The organism is Puniceicoccus vermicola, assembly GCF_014230055.1.
GTDB classification, from domain to species: Bacteria; Verrucomicrobiota; Verrucomicrobiia; order Opitutales; family Puniceicoccaceae; genus Puniceicoccus; species Puniceicoccus vermicola.
In genome coordinates this window covers 15,152-33,945 of record NZ_JACHVA010000111.1, presented here as the reverse complement: position 1 = coordinate 33,945, position 18,794 = coordinate 15,152, and the positions used below count along the sequence as shown (strand labels likewise).

Below are 18,794 nucleotides of genomic sequence, written 5' to 3'. Positions count from 1 at the left end.
CGCAATGCGTTCGGTCTTCGTCCCGCAGCGCCCGCAGCGAACCCGACGGACACTCAACTCCAGACTTAACCGCTGATCCAACAGATCACAGTCGCTAATACGGCGCAGCGACTGGTCGTGAATCCTCCGGCAACTCTGCCCACAACCTCCACAGACCGGATCGTTTAGGGCCTCTAGGATGAACAACAAATGCCCTTTTCCCAGATGCTTGTGTTTATACAAAGTGTAGCCTTCCCAAAACAGGGAACATAGTACAGACTTCATGTTGAAGCGGTTTTGAAGTGATTGATGTTAGTGTAGTTACAACATCAGTTAACTTCGATTCCGCTTCTTTGCTACTTCTTTCCCGCCAATCGACGATGAACCTTATTTTTTGCGCGGTTGTGGGCTGATTCTTTGTCTCGATAAACTTATCCCGAAATCGAGAAACAGCCCTTGTTCCGGTTCATCCGATCGCCTATCCATTGGTCATCAGCGAGCTATAAGCGGTTTTCAGCTCTGCTGGATCTTAATCATTCAATGAAAGTCTTAGTCATCGGTAAAGTTTGGCCGGAGCCTCGCTCGAGTGCGGCGGGCGCGCGGACTTTGGGGCTGATCGAGGCTTTTTTGGAGGCCGGGTGGTCGGTGACTTTTGCGACGTCGGCGCAGCCGAACGAGCATTCCGTCGATTTGGTGGAAAAGGGGGTGTCGACCGCGAAAATTCAGGTCAATGACGACGCTTTCGATGAGTGGGCCCAAGCGCTGGCGCCCGACTTCGTGGTGTTCGACCGCTATATGACGGAGGAGCAGTTCGGCTGGCGGATTGAAAAAGCCTGTCCGGAGGCGTTGCGCGTTCTCGATACCATCGATCTCCATTGCTTACGGGAAGCCCGGGAGCAGCAGTTGAAGGAGGGTGGGGCCCTGAATCTTTTCAATGACGTGGCACTCCGCGAGATTGCCGCGATCTTTCGCTCGGATCTGAGCCTGATGATTTCCGAGTTCGAGATCGAATGCCTGCAATCGGTCTTTCAAGTGCCCGCCACGCAGCTGAGTTATCTGCCTCTGATGTTGGAGGCGCCGGTTCCCTCGACGTCCACCTACGAGGACCGGAAAGATTTTGTCATGATCGGCAATTACCTCCATGCCCCCAACTGGGATGCCGTTCGCTGGTGCTGTGCCGAAATCTGGCCGATCCTTCGTCAGCAATTGCCCGACGCAGCCCTCCACCTCTACGGCTCCTATGAGCCGGGTAAGGCACGCCAACTGGAGAACCCCGCGAAGGGGATTCACTTTTGCGGTCGGGCCGGGGATGCGTTGCATACGCTCGAACGCTACCGGGTGAATTTAGCGCCCCTCCGTTTTGGGGCCGGGCAGAAGGGGAAGGTCGCGGACGGCTTTTGTTCCGGCACGCCGACGGTGGTGACACCGATTGCGGCCGAATCGATGAACGGCCCAATTGACTGGGGCTGCCCGATCCAAGCGGATGCGCCCGGTTTTGCCCAAACCGCAGTAGAGGTCTACACCCATCCGGAGAGATGGGAAAGGGTGCAGCGGCAGGGCTATCGGATTGTTGAAGAGCGTTTCCTGGCCCAGAATTGGAAGCCTAGGCTGATCCAGCAAATAGAATCCCTGGACGCCGAAAGCCGCCAAAATCACTTCATCGGCCGTATGCTGCGCCACCATCGGCACCGCAGCACGGAATTCATGAGTCGCTGGATCGAAGCGAAGAATCGATTGAGCGACGGCGCTTGACGATTGACCATGATCAATGCCTTTGGCTGCCGATGTAGATAGCTACAACTCCGCAGTGCCACATCAATCCCATTTGAAGATTGCGCGGAAATCAGGACAATCTAGCGTGGAGTCGAGATTTCCATTATTCCCCGAATGAATCATCCCAAGTTTAAGTCTGTCCCCCCATTTTTTTCGAAGATATTGAACTCATTGCTGAGGCTCGTGGCGTTGTGTGCGGCACTGCAGTCCCTCTCCGTGGAAGCCTCCTCGGAAATCACTGAGGATGATTTCATCGATCTGATTTATGCGATCCGCCTCGGCAATGCCGAGGGAGTGATCGCCGGACTCGACAAGGGGATACCGGTCGGTCAGATCGACGGGGACTACCACACACTGATGTGGCACGCCATCAGCGCTGAACAGCCTGAAATCATGGAGCTTCTGGCGGATCGAGGTTACGATTGGAGTTCACGGAGCGACGGACGATCGCCGGTCACAGAAGATTTTGGGGCTGCACTCCAGAGCAACTTGGAAACCCTGCAACTCTACGTCCGTGAAGGTTCGGAGGCTGTGGAAGAGATTTTGGGATATCGACAGAGGGGTAGTGATTGGCCCGAGCAGATCTCGCGAGCCGATCCTGAGCTTTTGGAATACTGTGTGGAGATCGGCCTCCTCCCGCAAAGTCAGCGAATGTACGCAGAGGTTCTCGAACACGCCATCATCAATCATAATAATGAAATGGTAGATTTTCTACTGCGGAGAAACTGGGCGAGGATCCACCCGTCGATCGTTTCAGTCGCAGTCTATTACGACAATGAGATTGCACTCGAGAAGCTTATCGAGAAAGGGCTCAGCCTCGATCAAGGCATGCATGAGGGCGTTTCGTTACGGGGCGTACGCTTTGAATTAGGAAGTCCTTTGGTATCTGCGGTTATGGCTCACAACCTTTCCATGGTGGAGCGTTTCCTGGAAGCCGGCGTCGATCCGGGCGCGAATGATAATGCGGCGATTCTTTGGGCCGACGCGTTGGGGAACAAAGCTATTTATGATCGCTTGCTTGCCGCTGGAGCGGAAGAGCCGGAACCTTTCGCATTCTTCGATTACGAGCCATTCACTTATTTGCTTTCTGCATCGAATGAGAATCGTCCCGTGAAACGCGAAAACTACTCCTGGGAGCTTGGTTCGATCCTCAATTCTCTGCAAAGCGAGAATGATGACTCGGTGCTGCAGCCCGACGGAAGGCCCATCAAGGTTGGAATTATCCAGCTAAGCGAGGGACTTGACGACCCGGCCCTTTTGTTGGAAGCGACCTTATCGAAGACACCTGACATTACTCTTGTGGATCGATCCCAACTGCGGGTCCTGATGGGTGAACGCAGCCTCCGGGCCGAATTTGCAAGTGAGGTCGCCTCCGAATTGGGTGCGCTTACGGGGGCCGATGCCATACTCTATCTTAGAAAAATAGAGGCTACTATCGAAGCGAGAATCGTCTCAACGGCGACCGGATTGATCCTTGCGACGTACTTCTACACGGGGGAATCGGATTTCGACTCTTGGACGAAGGAGGTGGTTGAAAAAGGTGTGCGGAACAATGAAGCTCGTCTTCGCGTGACGGGAGAGGATGCCCTTCTTGTCTCCATTCCGCGGATCGGCACGAACGGATCGAGTGGACTAGAGAGTCTCGCCGACCAGCTCGCCGTTCTGCTGGGCTATCGACTGGGGAAAGAACCCAACATCTTTCTGTTGGATCGGAATGAGCTTCAGCGCTTAACCCTTGAACAGGGACTGGCCCAGAAAACATCCGAGTTCTTTCGTTCGGCTTGGGTAATTGACGGGTTCATGGACCGGGCGGAGGATCCAGAGCAACTTATCCTCGAGATTCGGCTGCAACGCGGTCTGGGAAGGGAGGAGGAAAGGATCGTCTTGGAAGCCGATATTGAGAATCCACAACCTATGGTCGAAGCGATTGTAGAAGCCCTTTTGGATCGCGATATCACAAGTCTTGATTCTGATGAAACGGACACCGAAGGGCGCCTCTTTTTCGAGCGGGGGCTGGAAGCGCACCGAGCCGGTTTATTCGGATATGCGTTGGCCTCGTTCCGCACCGCCTCGGCCCTCGGTTACGAAAAGAAAGATCTATGGGATGCGACGATCCGATCATGCATTCGCAGTCTAATGGAGGTGCGAAACCAACTGGTTACGATCAATAATCTAGAAATAGATTTGAGTTATTTGGAGTATTTGACTTGGCCCGCTTATTCCCTCTCCGGATTCGCCTATGATTCGGAAGTCGAAGATCTAATCGACATTGCCAATCTCCTGCTGGATCAAGTGGAAGTTTGCCTTCGGAGAAATCAAGCGACCAAGAAAGGCGATATCAACGATCTGAGTTATCTTCCGTATGCTTTCTACAATGCGAATTCGGTCCTCGAATTGCTCTCGCCGCTCTCGAATCGGAATCATCATGGTCAGCAAATCTCCGCACTGCGAAATCGGTTGGACTCACTCTCCGAAACAGCCATCGATTGGGCGGGAAAGAAGGATCTGAGATTGCTTCAAGGAGAACTGCTGATCATGCGCTTTGCTTCGATCCCTTACTGGACGGACGACGAGGCGGAGGCCATGCGCGAGATGGATCAAGTTTTTGACAGAATTCATGAGCCCGAGCTGGAAGCTTTTCTTTACCCGTTTTTCAACGAATTGGAGAGTGCTTACGGCATGTTCATTCCTGTAGCAAGAGCATCATATGCCATGACTTTCTGGAGTCGTTATTTAAAAAGAATGCAGCAAAGCGAATATCCTCATGTCCATCTACTCGTCAACTATCTGAACAGAAGCAACCGTAACATCAAAAGACACCAACAATCGAACTCGCCGCAATCTCTAATGGAACAGTGGCGGAGGCTAAACGAGGCAGTGGAAACGGATTTTCGCAAACGTGAATTTGCGGGTGATTTTGTCAATTTCTCCCTTATAAGACCATCTCATGATCCTTTGGAATTGGGAGGAGCGGGGCGTAAGTTTTTTAACATTGGTTGGCATCTTAGTGCGGATCGCTTTCTGCCTCCCCGAGAAACCATGTTTAGGATGCCTCAGGAGATCCATCCTACAGGACAACGGTCTGCTCTTACTTTCAAATCGGTGCACAACTTGCTTCCAGAATTTGCTCTGGACCAAGAAGGTATCCAAAGAGACGAGATCGTTATCAATTCCCGATTGCAACGCCTCGCCCAATACTGGCAAAATCTTTACCCCGCGATAGAGGCCGGACGGTCTCGATTTCGGCCACATGAACTTGTGCCGGCAAGCCACTTACGAATCTATCCCCTTGCAACCTTGGAGGGTTGGAGAGACAAGACCGCACGTATTTACAATGAAATACTAAATGAGATTACAGACGAATCAGAACGGAAGCTATTTTACAGCCCACTTCTTTTAACGGACAATAGTAGTCCTATTCATGAAGAGATCAGACGAAGGGAATCGATCTCTGAACGAGAAAGTCTAAAGCAACCCACTCTTCAGGGTATCAAAGCGACGGATTCTTTTGTCACAGCCAAGGAATTATCTGACTACATTGATGATCCCCGAGGTTTTTCGAGTTTCGTCGTGTTCTTTGCCTTTCGTGATGGTTCCTATTGGATCAATCTATACAGATTTGGTGTCCTTCAACTAAACCCTAAAGGCCATCTCGAAAATTTCTTCAAATTCCCCGACCAGTTCAGTATCATGGGCGCGACAGAGTTTCTGCATATCACTCCGGATTATGTCATAGCATCTTTTGATCATTCAGACTTCGGCCGGTCAAAAGACACATCCTGGCATGCAATTCTGAACCGTAACCATGGAACTTGGAGCGTACTTGAGCACGAGGGTTTGGTAATCGATACAGGATTGGAGAAGAATTATTTAGTTTTCTCCATACACAAAGACAGAGAATGGGTGACGGGCGGAGGAGGAGGTTGGAGCCCAGTAAACCATTCCGGATATAGAGTGATTGTGCAGCACGATCTCATCACGGGCGACGAAGAGGTTCTGGTAGACACCCGACGGGTCCCGCCGATCTCGCCCTTGGACCAGGAGGAACAATTCGATTTGACCAGAATCGACCCCCTGAAAGGCGACGAGTTTCTTATAGCAAAAAAACAAATTATCGACCTTAAAACCGGGAAATGGCGGCGTGCGAATCGCGAAGAAATCAAGCATGCAAATGCCGATCCCCTAAAGCGTAATCATTATAGTTTTGAGCTCGAATTCCGAGGCATGATCTACGCAATTCCACATTTTCCACGTTTTCAAGACGATGACGACTATCTTGATTTTCACGCCAGAACCCCATCGAACTCGGTGGTTCAAGAACACCAACCGCTACGACCCGACTTCACTGCCCAGCATCAATTGAAAATCCCTTTTTTCTACGAGCCAGAAACAAGAGAGATTTTTCCTGAGCAATGGAAAGCAATCAATAAATGGATCGAACGCCCGATTTTATCCAAGCTCGGTTTTCACGTAAGCAACAACGGCGCTATTTTGGCAAGTAGCCCCGTCGGTTTTACCATCTATACCCCTGAGGAGGTCGAAGCGATCATGGAGCACGCATGGGATTTCTATTTTCCACTCGCCGAAACGCCTGAATAGCGGATTTATCGTGATGTAGAGGTTGCTGTTGGCTGTCGGGGTGCGTCGTCTTTTTTCGGGACGTTCAGATCTTCGAGCCTTTGAAGAATATGGGGAAGTAGCGTTTCCTTTGGAATGAGTGCGACGATGCGATCATTGAACGCGAGGAGACCTTGGGGGACCGTTTCGTAGTGGAGGGATCCCGGCGCTGTGAGTGTTGCGACTTCGGCTTCAGAGAGTCCGGGGATTCCGCCGGGCAAGATGATTCGATGGACGGGAACGTCTATGTCGTACATTTTTGAATCCCAAAAGAGCTTGCCAGTTCTTTCATGGATCGTGGGCTCTGAAATACGGACTGGAAATTTCCACAGCCCAGTGTTCGGGTTGTGGATCGGCGTTTGGGGGCTCCCTAACCAGGGCTCAAGGTTCCACAGATGAGTCGGAGTGCGGAGTATTTTGACTTTTTGGCGTTCCTCGTTGGAGCTCTTTCGCCAAGTGTGGGCCTGTAAATGATAAACGAAGTTCTCGATAAAAAGTTCGTGATCGGACAATAAAACGGGAGGTCTACCCAAAATTTTGAGGTAGTCGTTATCCAATGGAGACTGAGGTGGTACGCGTCGACTGCTAATCAGGACGTGGCGTTCATTGGTTGTGAGATTGATGAGTTCGAGAGAGTAGGTGGTGTTTTCTTCTTTGACCATGGAGTCGGCAGATTTCGGACTCCGTATAAAGATAAACAAAGCGAAATCTCCATGGAGCGTCACTGCGTGCGGGATTTTTTCCTCTTTGGTGAGGATCTTCCAGGATTTTGAGGCAAAGTTGTAGGCGGAAACCTCATTAATACCGGATTCCGGGTGGTTAAAACTGGCGATCAAGTATTGATCGTCTGCCGCGAAGAGTATCCCTCTTTGATTCCCGCCGGGAAACCTGAGGGAGCGTGCGACCGTTCCTTGGGGTGAGATTTCAAAGAAGCCTCCACGCCGCAGAGTGATCCAGATATTCTGATTTCCTCCCGATTTACGGTTCATGCTGAGGGATTTATTCTTGTCGAGAACGGCGAGGCCCCGAAAGGGTTCAATGTGTTCGGGAAGGAAGCCGGCCACAGTAGTGATTGGCAGCCTCGTGAGCGGAGTATCGGGGGCGAGGGCCTCTCGCCTCGGTTTGACTGCGCGACGCTCAAAACTCGCTGTGGCCCATCTTTTGCTGGAATCGGAGTTTTGGGGAGAAAATTGCTGCAGAGCGGTTTCGGCCAATTCGAGTTGTTCGGAGAGCATATCGGGATCGCGCTCCGAGTAAGGAAGATTTCTGCTGGATACGAGTGTGCTAAAGGGGCCAGCTCCATTCTTCGCGAGAAATTCAAGGCGTTTCGTCTCAAGATCGATTAGCCATTCTTGGGCGATAGGCGCATAGACCTCTTTGGATCGGTTTGAGTCGGGATCGGGGTGCACATGATAAAATATAGGTTGGTAATGGTGCATGGTATCGGGGGGGTGTTGATACCATGGTTCGTCTGACCTCGGGGGTTTGCTGGCGTCGTAATCGGCGGACTGAAGAAGATACGGCTCGTCGAAGAGAAGAAGACCTTCGGGTGATGGGTCGTAGACGTATAGTTCGTCAAAGAAATCTGCGATGATTTCGGTCCAGCGAAGATGATTTTTGAAGCCTCGATCCCATTTCAGCATTTTTGTCGCACCCTGCCAGCGAGCGTGGGGATAGTCGCTGGTAGCGAGAGCGGCGGCGAGCCGACCGTTAAATGTGCTGATGCGGCTCCCAATGAGGCGCGGAAAATAGAAGAGGTAGCCTTCGCCGACGATCTCATTGATCAATGTGTGCAGGATGTAGGGCGGGGCGAGTTCGTGGGCTTCAGCTACCGTTTGTAGTGTTTGCTCGATAACCTCGTTTTCATCCGTGATCCAGTAGCGAAGGAGGCGGGCGCGGAGAAGGATGAGCCTGCAGTAGACTTGGGTGAATTGCCAGTCTTCGGCCTTCTGGATGACAACTTCGGTTTGATGGAGAAGCTTGCTGCGCAGTTCGGCGATCTCCTCGGGGTAGGCTTGTTGATCGGAGAGTGAGAGCATGAGCTCCAGCGGGGTGTTGGCGGATTCGAAGACTTCCGGTAGATATCCCCAGAATATTTGTTCGGTAGGTGTAGGTTTTTTGTCGCTGTAAATGATCGGTGCGGACAGGTCGAGGAGTTCGAGAGCCAATTCGAGGTAGTCTCCTGACTGACGGGAGATGAATGGATCGGGAAGAAACTCCAGCGGCGCGCAGCGGACAAGAATATCGAGTTCTGACTTCCCCGTCTCGTTTTGCCATCTCTGGACGTTCCGAAGGTCGGATTGGAAGAGTTTGCAAATGGTGAGGATGCGAAACTTGAGAAAATCATCGCCGGTTTGCCCCAATCCCTCGGCGGCTTGCAGCAGGGCATGGGCCTCTGACCAAATATGACTGTCGAATGCGGTGCGGGCTTGTGCAAAATACGCGGAGGCCTCGGAAGTGTCGCCAGTGACGACAGGATCCGTGTTTCTCAATTGGGTCAGCAGGGAGGAGGTCGCTTCGATGACGAGTTTACTGGGACCGGACATGAGTCCGGGGGTTGAAGTCGATGCGATCTCCGTGCCATCGAGCGACCTGGCGCGCAGGTTCAGAATGAGGCTATCGGTGCCGTCCACCGCGAATTCGAGCCCGCCATCGATTACGAGACCACTTTGGAAGAATTCGGCGACATCGGAATTGAGGCCTTTTTCCAGCGAAAGACGTTGCAATTCGCTGCGATCGAGGACGTGGAGATTGGGTTGGGCACCGAGGACCATGGCGAGGCCGGAGGAGATTCGCCGGGTCAGTCGGTCACCCTCGGGCGTGCTGCGGGATGGAATGAGGTTCGGCAGGGAGACGAGGAGTTGCTCGGAGAGGTCGTCGGATAGGCGGTGGGTGGCATGTGCAACGGAGCGCACGAGCTGTTGGACGGTTTCCTCGTTGAATGCGGAGGTGGAGAGAGTTGTGTTGTGGAGGACGAGGCCGGAGGATGCGGCAACGGTGCGCAGCTCAATAGCATCGGCGGTGCGGGTGAGGAACACCGCGGCATCGGCTCCCTCCAGTTGGCCGCTCCGGGCAGCGGTGGAAGGATCGAAAAATGTGCTTTTCGAGATGACTTGTTCCCTGTTGAGCAACCGCAGTTCTTCTCGCTCGACGAGGTTGATTCCGGGAACTTCAGAGAGCCCGACGCCTAGAAGTTCGGCGACTTCTTCGGTGCCGTCGGAACGCGTGATGACGGCAAGAGTGACAGGCTCCTCCGGGGTGAGAGGGGATCCTTCCGGAGTGCGGGTAATGGCGGATAAGAGGGGCCGATTGGCGGAGGAGCTTTTCCGACGCGCGGAGGCGCGCTCGACGCCGCGGAACTGGGGAAGGTCGAGGAATGCGTAGGGCGCGGGCTTCGGTGCACCGTTTTTGAGGAGGAGTTCGTAGATGTTTTGATGGCCGAGGAGGTCGGCCCATTTAATCGCGGCGTTGTCGAGGGCCTGGGGATCTGCTCCGGCTTGGAGGAGAACTTCGACGCAGGCTTGGCTGTTACGCCGGATTGCGTTGATGAGGGCGGTATGAGGAAGAGGTTGTGCGTATCGGATCATCGGCTTGTTTTTGCTAACGGCATTGGGATCGGCACCATGATCGAGGAGGACGTGCAGCGCATCGGGGTTCCCGATCGCGGCGGCCTCGGCGAGAGGAAAATTCCCGTTGTTCAGGGGTGCGTTGGGATCGGCTATGCCGTCGACTAGAAATTCGATCGCTTCGACATTGTTATTGAGGATCGCCCACATCAATGGATGCCTTCTATCGCTGAGGGGCGCCTTCCAGTTGACCCCCAGTTGTTCGAGCTGCTGGAGGAGTTGGGGACCTCCGACCGCGAGAGCCGCATGAGCGGGGGATCGGGTGCTGCCTTCAATCGCTTTGATCGAGGCATCCTGCCGGAGGAGTTCTTGAATGATCTCTTGGCGTTGCAGGGTGATCGCCAGCGTGAGTGGCGAGACGCGATTCAATAGGGAGTCTTGAGGATTTGGAGAATAACAGAAAGTTTCAACATCCGCACCATTTTCGAGCAGCCAACGGAGGGCCTCGATTTGATTATATTGGATGGCGTAAGAGATCGGTGGTTTTCCGCCGAATTCGCTGGCATCTTCAAGGGTTGCTCCGGCAGCGAAGGCGCGTTGCATGGCTGCGATATCGCCGGACATAATCCCTTCTAGAAAGTCGATATGGACCTGGCGGGGCGATGGCAAATTGGATTCTGCCGTTAGGCAGATGGGCGAGAGGGAGGCGACCACGGCAAAAAGGATCTTCGCGAACCCTTTGAAGTGAGGTGGTCGAGCGGAATGCGACCGAACGGATGGTTTTCGAATCATGTTTTTCGGTCTTCCAGGGAGCGCTTGGAGTGGTTTCGGGGGTGATTCTAGCTTCGGGTCGAGATGCCTGAAAAGGTTCGCTGACAGAGCGGTAGAGTTTCCTCAACGGTTTCGAAAGGGGGAAACTAGAGAAGATTGGGTAACTGCATGCAATTTTGGCTGCTCTATCTTATTCGTTGTAGGAAATTGGCCATGTTTTGCCAGTTCAATTTCGATCCAAATATGGAGCTTGCGCGAAAAACCAAGTGCTGTAGGGTTATTCGGTATCCTCTCCGTGCCCTCATGTATCCGGCCACCTCTCTGCATGTTTCAAACTCTGTTTCGAAGATATTGAGTCTACTGAAGCGACTTCTGCTACTGTGTGCCGCACTGCAGTCTTTCACTGCCGCTGCCTCCGAAGAAATCACGGAAGATGATTTCATCGATCTGATCTATGCCGTTCGGCTCGGCGATGCTGAAGGAGTGATCGCCGGGCTGGAGAAGGGGATTCCGGTGGATCAAATTGATGGAGACAGACGTACCCTGATGTGGCATGCCATCAGTGCCAAGCAGCCCGAGATTGTGGAACTTCTTGCCGACCAAGGGTACGACTGGGAGAAAGGCAGTGACGGGAGTCACCTGCTAGATGAGGATTTCGGGGCTGCGCTCCAGAGCGATTTGGAAACTCTGCAAGCGTACATTCGTGGGAGTTCGGAACAGCTGAAAGGATACATAGCGAACAACCGTTTCTGGAGCCCATGGGCCGTTTATATTTCGCGGGCGGAGCCTGAGCTTTTGGAATACTGCGCAGAGATTGGCCTTCTCCCACAAATTCGAAGCATGTACGCCGTGAATCTGGAACAAGCCATCATTGAGCATAATCATGAAATGGTTAATTTTCTTCTGCAAAAAAATTGGGGTGCGATCCACCCATCGGCCGTCACAATTGCGGTCTATTACGATAATCAAAAAGCTCTAAAAAAGCTGATCGAACGGGGTTTTAGTCTGGATCTAGACGTGGCTAAAGGAGCATTTTTAAGTCGACATCGCTTCGACTTGGGACGCCCCTTGGTCTCTGCGGTTATGACTCACAATCTTCCCATGGTGGAACGTTTGCTGGAAGCTGGTGTTGATCCAAAAGCGGACAATGATGCCGCCATCCTTTGGGCCGATGCACTGGGGAACAAAGCCATCTACGATCGGTTGCTTGCTGCTGGATCCAAGCGACCCGAGCCCTATGAGTTTCTTCGCCTAGAGCCTTTTCGTCAACTTGCGGGCTCCGCCGGGGAGGCCGAGGCCCATAACCCCGATTCATACTCCCGGGAGCTGGGCACACTTCTAAATGCCTTCCGCCCTTCTGTTCAGAGGTCTGAAACCCAAGCGGAGGACTCCAGCTTGCGTGTCGCCATCATCCAACAGAGTGCAGGATTGGAGGAGTCGACCGCATTACTGGAGGCCCGACTATCCGAGGAGACCGCCATCGATCTAGTTGATCGTAGGCAGCTGCAAAAATTGGTGGATGAGCGGTTGCTTGAATCTAGATTGTCCACGGGCAGCACCAATCGCATTGGCTCCTTAGTGGGCGCTGACGCACTGCTTTATCTGCGCTCATTGGGCAATCATTACGAAGTGCGCGTGGTCTCCACATCCACCGGACTCATCCTCTCGACCCATTACTACACCGGTGGAGGCGATTTCAATGCCTGGATCGACGAAGTAGCGGCCTATGGCATCCTCGGCAATCTCCATCGCTTCCAGATCGATCCGGAGGAGGCCACCCTTATCTCCATCCCACGAATTGGCACCACTGGATCGAGCGGGCTGGCGAGGGTCGCCGACCAGTTGACTCTGGCTCTCGGTTACCGGCTCGGGGGCGAGCCGGGCGTGTTTCTTTTGGATCGCCACGAATTGCAACGCCTCCAGCTCGAACAGGGCCTGACCCAAGAGGCCGCCGAATTCTACCGCTCAGCCTGGATTGTTGACGGCTCATTGGAGCCGGGAAACGAATCGGGCGAGTGGGTTCTGAGGCTCCGCCTGCAGCGTGGAACGGGGAAGGAAGAAGAAAGAACCACACTTGTGGGAGATTCTTCGGATCCCGGGTCGTTGATTGATGCGGCTGCAGCCGCGATTCTTGAAAAGTCTCTGACTCCAATGGATCCCGACGCGGCCGATATCGAAGGGCAGATTTTTCTTCAAAGGGGACTGGAGGCGAGTCGCGCGGGTCTGCATACGTACGCGCTGGCTTCGTTGCGCACAGCCTACGCTCTCGGCGTTCGGAGTTCCCGAATTCGGCAAGCGATCATCCAATCCGGCACAGATATATTGCAACAGATTCGCGAGATTCAGGATCAGTCCGAAGTTCCCGGTCGAATGGAGTTTCTCGCATGGCCCCCATTGTCGCTCTCTCGATTCGCTTACGACGCTGAAGTGGAGAGGCTTATCGATATTGCCCACATGCTGCTCGATCAGATTGAGGACTATATACAGTCGAACCGAACCAATATTCAGGACGACATCGGTGAACTGAACAGCATCAATCTGATCTTCTACATCGCAAACTCTGTTCTCGAATTACTCACTCCGCTTTCTGATCGGGACAAACATGGACATCAAATTGAGTCGTTGCGTGCTCGCCTGAACTCATTGACCAATGAAGCGATTCAATGGGCCGGGGAGATCGATCTCCCGATTCTTCGAGGTGAACTTCTGACGATGCGCTATCGTTCGATTCCCTACTGGACGGACGATGAGGCCGAAGCCATTCGCGAGCGAAAAAAAATCCTCGAGCAGATCCACCGACCTGAAATGGAGAACATCTCCTATGCATTCTTCAATACACTGCAGTATATCTACGAAAACGAAGATGGCTGGCGAGTATCCGCCTACGCCGAAAACTTTTGGCATCGGTCTCTGAACGAGATGCGAGAGAGTCAATTCGCAAACGTTCGACTTCTGGCGAACCATATTGCCATGCCGGTAAACCGACTTGCGATAGACAAGAGGAATCCAGAAGAGCAAATGGAACAGTGGCGTTCCCTTATGGAAGGGCTAGAGGCGGAACAGAGATTGAGGGAATACATCGGAGATTTCGGATATTTTACCACTTCCCGACCGACTCCGAGCCTGGCAATCCCCGGCTTGCTCGAATTCTCGGTACTATCGTATGATACCTTCAACAGGCTTCAGCCCCCACGAGACGTTACCTTTTCGCTTCCCGACGAGATCTTGCCCGAAGGGGAACCAGGCATCCGATTTGACGATAAGAGATTCTTGCTCCCGGAGATAGCGACGGATGCTGAGGGCCTCAAAAGAGATGAAGCCATCATGGGATCTCGGTTGCAGCGCTTGGCCGATCACTGGCAAAAGATCCAATCGGTTCAGGGGACACAACCCCGTCGGAGGCCGCCTCATGAACTGGTACCGGAAAGCCATGCCCGAGCCCTCTCTCAGGATACAATGATTTCTCTACGAGAACAGGCGGAAGAGATTCGCACGGAAATGAGAGAGACAATTGCTGATACCACTCTTTCGGATCAGCTCGAGAGCAGCCTTCTCAGCATGGGGGTTCCTACAGGATGGGGGCCAAGTCTTTTCAATTCCCTGTTTGAGGAAGTGGAGCGCCGCGAAATGGACTCTTCTATAGTGGAAGTGGAACTTTCGGTTCATCCTTATATCCGGGATGCTGACTTTTTTATCCCCGCACTCGAATTTCCAGAAGCCATTGACAATCCGCGTCACTACCACGCGCAGGCTACCTACTTCGGCAATTATGATCAATCGCTTTGGGTCGTTCTGAATTCTGGCGATTTGCTTCAATTCGATGCCAGTGGAAAGTTTCAACAACTCCTTCGGCCTCCCCCCGAGCTCAAAGGAAAATTCGTGAAAAAAATGGTGGTCTCTCCAGAGCGTATAGTGGCTGAAGTTATTTCGTCGAAGCTAACCTGGTATGCCATCTACGACCGCATTGAGAAATCATGGGAGGTATTGAAGTTTGAAGGTGTGCCGCAATACGGAAACGCCCCCGCATTGATGGGAGATCATCTGGTCTTTTCACTAATAAAGAATCAGGACCAGACCGTCGATCAGGGAGAAGCCGGGATGTCGGTAAGTGGTTCCAGATATGAAGTCGTTAAGCATTATAATCTCGCCTCTGGTGAAGAGCGGGTCTTGGTCGACACCCGCCGGGTCCCGCCAGTCTCTCCTCTCGACCAGCGGGGTGGCGATCCGCACATGCCTGTAATTCGATCACTTGAAAACGATGAGTTTCTGATCGGTTTACGGCAAATCATCAACTTGAACACAGGAGAGTGGCGTCGGGCCAATCGCGAAGAGATCCAAACTGCGAGAGAAAATCGCGGCGGAGAGCGTCATGGTAGTTTCAGCTTCGAAGGAGTGACTTATTTGAAGCCCAGGTACGACAAGAGTTCCGGTCAGTATTTGATCAGAGCCTATCGGACACCTCCGGAGATCCTTGCCGAACAACAGCGCCTCCGCTCAAACTTTACCGAAGAACACCAGTTCGAAATTCCTTTTCCCTACTATCCCGAGTCCATGGAGCCACTTCCAGATGAATGGGAAAACCTGAACCGCTGGATTCGATCACCCGACCCGTCACGGGAGGGGGTCAAGGTCAGCGAGAACGGCGCCGTTCTCTTTTACTCACCACTTGGCTTCACGATCTACACTGCGGAGGAAATGGAAGCGATCATGGAACACGCATGGGACCACCATTTTCCCCTTGTCGAGCCTTCCGAATAGCGGATTTCGAATTCGGATTAAATCATGAGGAATTCGTTTTTGGGCTTTCAATGAGTCAGATTTTGGAGCAGAATTATCTATATCCCTGAAATGAAGCTCGTGCGTAGCCCAGCAAAATCTCCAACTCTCCCCAGTGCCGGACTTTCTCTCCCACTAAGGGCGGTTTTTTGGGCTTCTTTTCTTTGCGCGATCCCCTTCTTGGGCAAGGCGGAAAAGGCCTCGATTGAACTACGGGGGCAGAGTCCGGATCGTAGGGATTTCTTTGCGACGGGAGTCTGCGGTTTTGCGGAGGAAGAGATCATGGTGCCTCTGCGGATGGAGAGTCCGCAGGGAGGGATCTGGAAGTTGGAAGCGGAGTGGCTGCAAGTTTCGGGAAACTCGGCAGCGCCGATTGCAGGCCGCCAAGTGGTGGTTGAGGAGGTGAGTTTCGCGGAATCTTCGTCTCAGAGTATCGAGGCCGTAGTAAAACTCCCCAAAGTGGAGCGGGAGAGTAAGGTCATTGTCCGCTTTTTGGCCACTCGCACCGATGGGGCGGATCCCGAAACCTCGGTCGCAACGATCGCGGGATATGTTTTTCCGGATCCAGAAGGGGAAGACGGCTTGATCACCGCCCTTCGGAGCGCCGCCAAGGCATCCCGGTTTCGGGTCGAGGGCGAGGCGCCGAGGATCCGGGAGTTTTTCACCGTTTGGGATATTCCGTTCGACGGAGGTTCATCCGCGGAGACTGGAGGCGTGGTATTTTATGAGGGAACGGTTCCTCCGGGGAGTGCAACCCGTGACGCCCGTTGGTTGTGGTTTGCCCCACCGGACGCGTTGATGCCAGGAATCTATCCTCCGGCTCGTTCTGGAGACAAGGCGACGAAGATTACTTTGCCGCTCCTCGAAGATCTTCAGACGGACCCTTTTGCCCAGAAAACCCTTCTTTACCTAGTCCAACCCATAACCTCTGATCTCGTCCCATGAAATCGTATTTTTCCCCTGTTTCTTTCATTTTCCTCTTCGTCATCGGCTTGGTGTTTCACTCTCAGGCAGCGGTGGGTGCCTCGACTCAAAGTCCGCTTACCGCCGCTGTTTTTGATTTTGAGGTCTCCGAGGGGATTCCCGGCGACCGCGGATCGGAGATCTCGGCTTTGCTCTATGCCGATCTTTCGGGCTCCGAAAACCTGTTTCTCGTGGAGCGCGAACAGTTGGATGCTATTTTTGCTGAACAAGAGCTTGGCCTGGCCGGTAACGTGAGCGCCCAAACGGCTGCGGCGGTGGGCCAACTTACCGGAGCGCAAGTCTTGGTAACCGGGCGCATGTTCGAAGCTGGCAACCGGTTTTTTATCGTAGCCCGTATCATCAGTGCCGAAACCGGCCGAGTGATTGCCGAGAAAGTTTCTTTCGAAAAAATCGGCGCCCTGGAGCCAGCGATAGGGGAGCTCGGTGAGAAACTGAACAACTCGGTGGGAGAGAATGCGGACGTTCTGGTTGCCGATGTGGAATCGTATGAGGAAATGCTGGAAAGATTTCGCGGACTCGTGCCGTCGGGCGATCTTCCCTCAGTCTCGGTAGATGTCGTGGAAGAACACATCCGCATGCAGGTAATTGATCCCGCCGTGGAGACCGAGATGAAGAAGGTGCTAATCGCTCTCGGGTTCGAAGTGATCAATCAGGATGCGTCCACCTCTCCGGCAGACATCGCGATCACAGGGGAGGCATTTAGTGAAATGGCGGGACGGCGCGGTGGATTGGTTTCCTGCCGCAGCCGTATTGAGGTGGAGGTCGTTTCGGTCGAAGAAGGAAAACTTTTGCTGGCCGATCGACAGGTCTCCGTGGCTGTCGATGTCGCGGAAGCCATCGCCGGTAAACTGGCTCTCGAAAACGGAACGCTCGTTCTATTGGAACACATCCTGCCCATCCTCAACGAGCAATAAATGCTGGGTAATACCCTCGGGGCGATCTTTGGTGTCGGTGGAGGGGAGAGTCCCGTTTCTGTCGCAAGAATGGGGTAGGGTAGGGCTTGGGATAGAATCTTTTGTCAAAAATCCAGGCTTGGTGTCTTTCGCCTTTCCTTTTTCGGAGAGGAATGGCGATAGCCATTCCTACGGAACTCCTACGCGGCTCCCGCAAACTTACCAGCGCAACGACACGCCGAGGTAGGGGCCGGAGAGGGTTTCGGACTCGTTCCAAAGCCATCGGTAGCCGAGGCGGAGGAAGGCGTTGCGGCGTCCGAGAACCAGAGCTACTTCTTGGTCGCTCACCGTCGTTCCGTTGGGGAAGACCCAGGCGGGGCGATATTCTAGACCGATGCCGGGTTGGAAGTGAACACGAAGGGGGAGGGTTAGGGCCAGGCCACCCTCATCCTCTGCGTCGTCACCGAGAGAGAAATTTCCGTATCCCAAGCCTGGGGAAAATTCCAGGAAATTGCCTAAGGTGAGGCGGAGGTGTCCATAGGCTTGGAGAACGTCCAGGCGGGTGTCGGGCTCAGTCTCCCTGAATCGAGTCCAGCGCACGGACGCGCCCGCCGGGCCGTAGCCTCCGGTGAGCCGGAAATCGAGAGCGTCTGTGTCTCCATCCACCCATTGGTACTGAAACTCGCCCTCGATGTAGGGGAGAACCGCTTCGCCGGGGGCGCGGGGTTGGCTCATGAGGGGCCGATCGGGACCAGATTCCGGGGCGACCAAGGCGAGGCTGTTGAACGTCCCCGAAACGAAAAGGCCGCCCATCAAAGTGGAAAGCGTTTCGGCCAGAGCCTCTTCTCCGACGGTGGCCTCCCGGGATGGCCGGGGGTCCGTCTCCTTCGAAGGGTGCCGCAACCCTTCTTGAAAACCGCTCAGACGCCCTTCATCCTTCGCGGCGAGCGGGGAGAACAGCAAAAACAGCGGGAAAAGAATCTGAGGAATCAGGAAAAAGGCCGAAGCCGCCGTAGGTGAAATGAGACGATGGGGCGTTTTCACTCGTATGAGATTTCTCCTCTCCGAGCCGGAGGGCAATGACATTCTTTTGGAGCAAGCCGGGAGAGGCGCGGAGGATTTCGAAAGCCCGCGTCCAACCCGTTCCGACGCATTGCCTCTCACGGAGAGCACAGAGTTCACGGAGAGTTTTTGGGAGGTTGGATACGGTTCGATTGGGAATCCTGACTTTATTCGTGATCCTTCTTCTGCGGAGCCCCAGTGCGCGCCTTCCTTCACGCTGCCTCTCGGTAACCTCTGTGGGCTCCGTGCGCACTGTGAGAGAATAATCCGCACCTCATTGAGGCACGTGGTTCTAAGGTTCCCGGGCGTTGTTTCGGGGCCTGGACATGATAAACCTTTCCTTTGGGTTGCCCGGCGTCCGCTGAGTCGGGAA

7 protein-coding genes and 1 pseudogene are annotated in these 18,794 nt (G+C 53.6%); 5 read left to right on the top strand and 3 right to left on the bottom strand.

The window, feature by feature from the left end; genetic code table 11:
• Positions 1-264, bottom strand: a pseudogene (locus tag H5P30_RS14470) (transposase family protein); the annotation flags it as partial.
• Between the two features lie 255 nt (positions 265-519).
• Here H5P30_RS14470 and H5P30_RS14465 point away from each other — a divergent pair.
• The gene (locus H5P30_RS14465) at positions 520-1,731 is read left to right on the top strand and encodes a glycosyltransferase (protein ID WP_185693633.1); all 1,212 of its coding nucleotides are present in this window, start codon (positions 520-522) and stop codon (positions 1,729-1,731) included.
• 135 nt (positions 1,732-1,866) lie between these two features.
• Positions 1,867-6,351, top strand: coding sequence for a hypothetical protein (locus tag H5P30_RS14460; protein ID WP_185693632.1), 4,485 nt, complete (start codon positions 1,867-1,869; stop codon positions 6,349-6,351).
• Positions 6,352-6,356: 5 nt separating this feature from the next.
• On the opposite strand, the gene H5P30_RS14455 is transcribed toward H5P30_RS14460, so the two are convergent.
• Positions 6,357-10,727: an ankyrin repeat domain-containing protein gene (locus H5P30_RS14455; RefSeq protein ID WP_185693631.1), complete on the bottom strand. Its 4,371-nt coding sequence runs from the start codon at positions 10,725-10,727 to the stop codon at positions 6,357-6,359.
• Between the two features lie 330 nt (positions 10,728-11,057).
• Between H5P30_RS14455 and H5P30_RS14450 the strand changes: the two genes are divergently transcribed.
• The 3 genes from H5P30_RS14450 to H5P30_RS14440 all read left to right on the top strand — a co-directional run bounded on the left by H5P30_RS14450 (position 11,058) and on the right by H5P30_RS14440 (position 17,380).
• On the top strand, positions 11,058-15,464 hold the full coding sequence (locus H5P30_RS14450; protein ID WP_185693630.1) for an ankyrin repeat domain-containing protein: 4,407 nt from the start codon (positions 11,058-11,060) through the stop codon (positions 15,462-15,464).
• A 90-nt stretch (positions 15,465-15,554) separates the two neighbouring features.
• Entirely contained in the window at positions 15,555-16,427 is an 873-nt protein-coding gene (locus tag H5P30_RS14445; RefSeq protein WP_185693629.1) for a hypothetical protein, read from the top strand.
• Positions 16,424-17,380, top strand: coding sequence for a CsgG/HfaB family protein (locus tag H5P30_RS14440; RefSeq protein ID WP_185693628.1), 957 nt, complete (start codon positions 16,424-16,426; stop codon positions 17,378-17,380). The genes H5P30_RS14445 and H5P30_RS14440 overlap by 4 nt, the downstream gene beginning before the upstream one ends.
• Before the next feature lie 198 nt (positions 17,381-17,578).
• Here the strand turns inward: H5P30_RS14440 and H5P30_RS14435 are convergent, their stop codons facing one another.
• Entirely contained in the window at positions 17,579-18,403 is an 825-nt protein-coding gene (locus tag H5P30_RS14435; protein ID WP_185693627.1) for a hypothetical protein, read from the bottom strand.
• Positions 18,404-18,794: the final 391 nt, after the last annotated feature.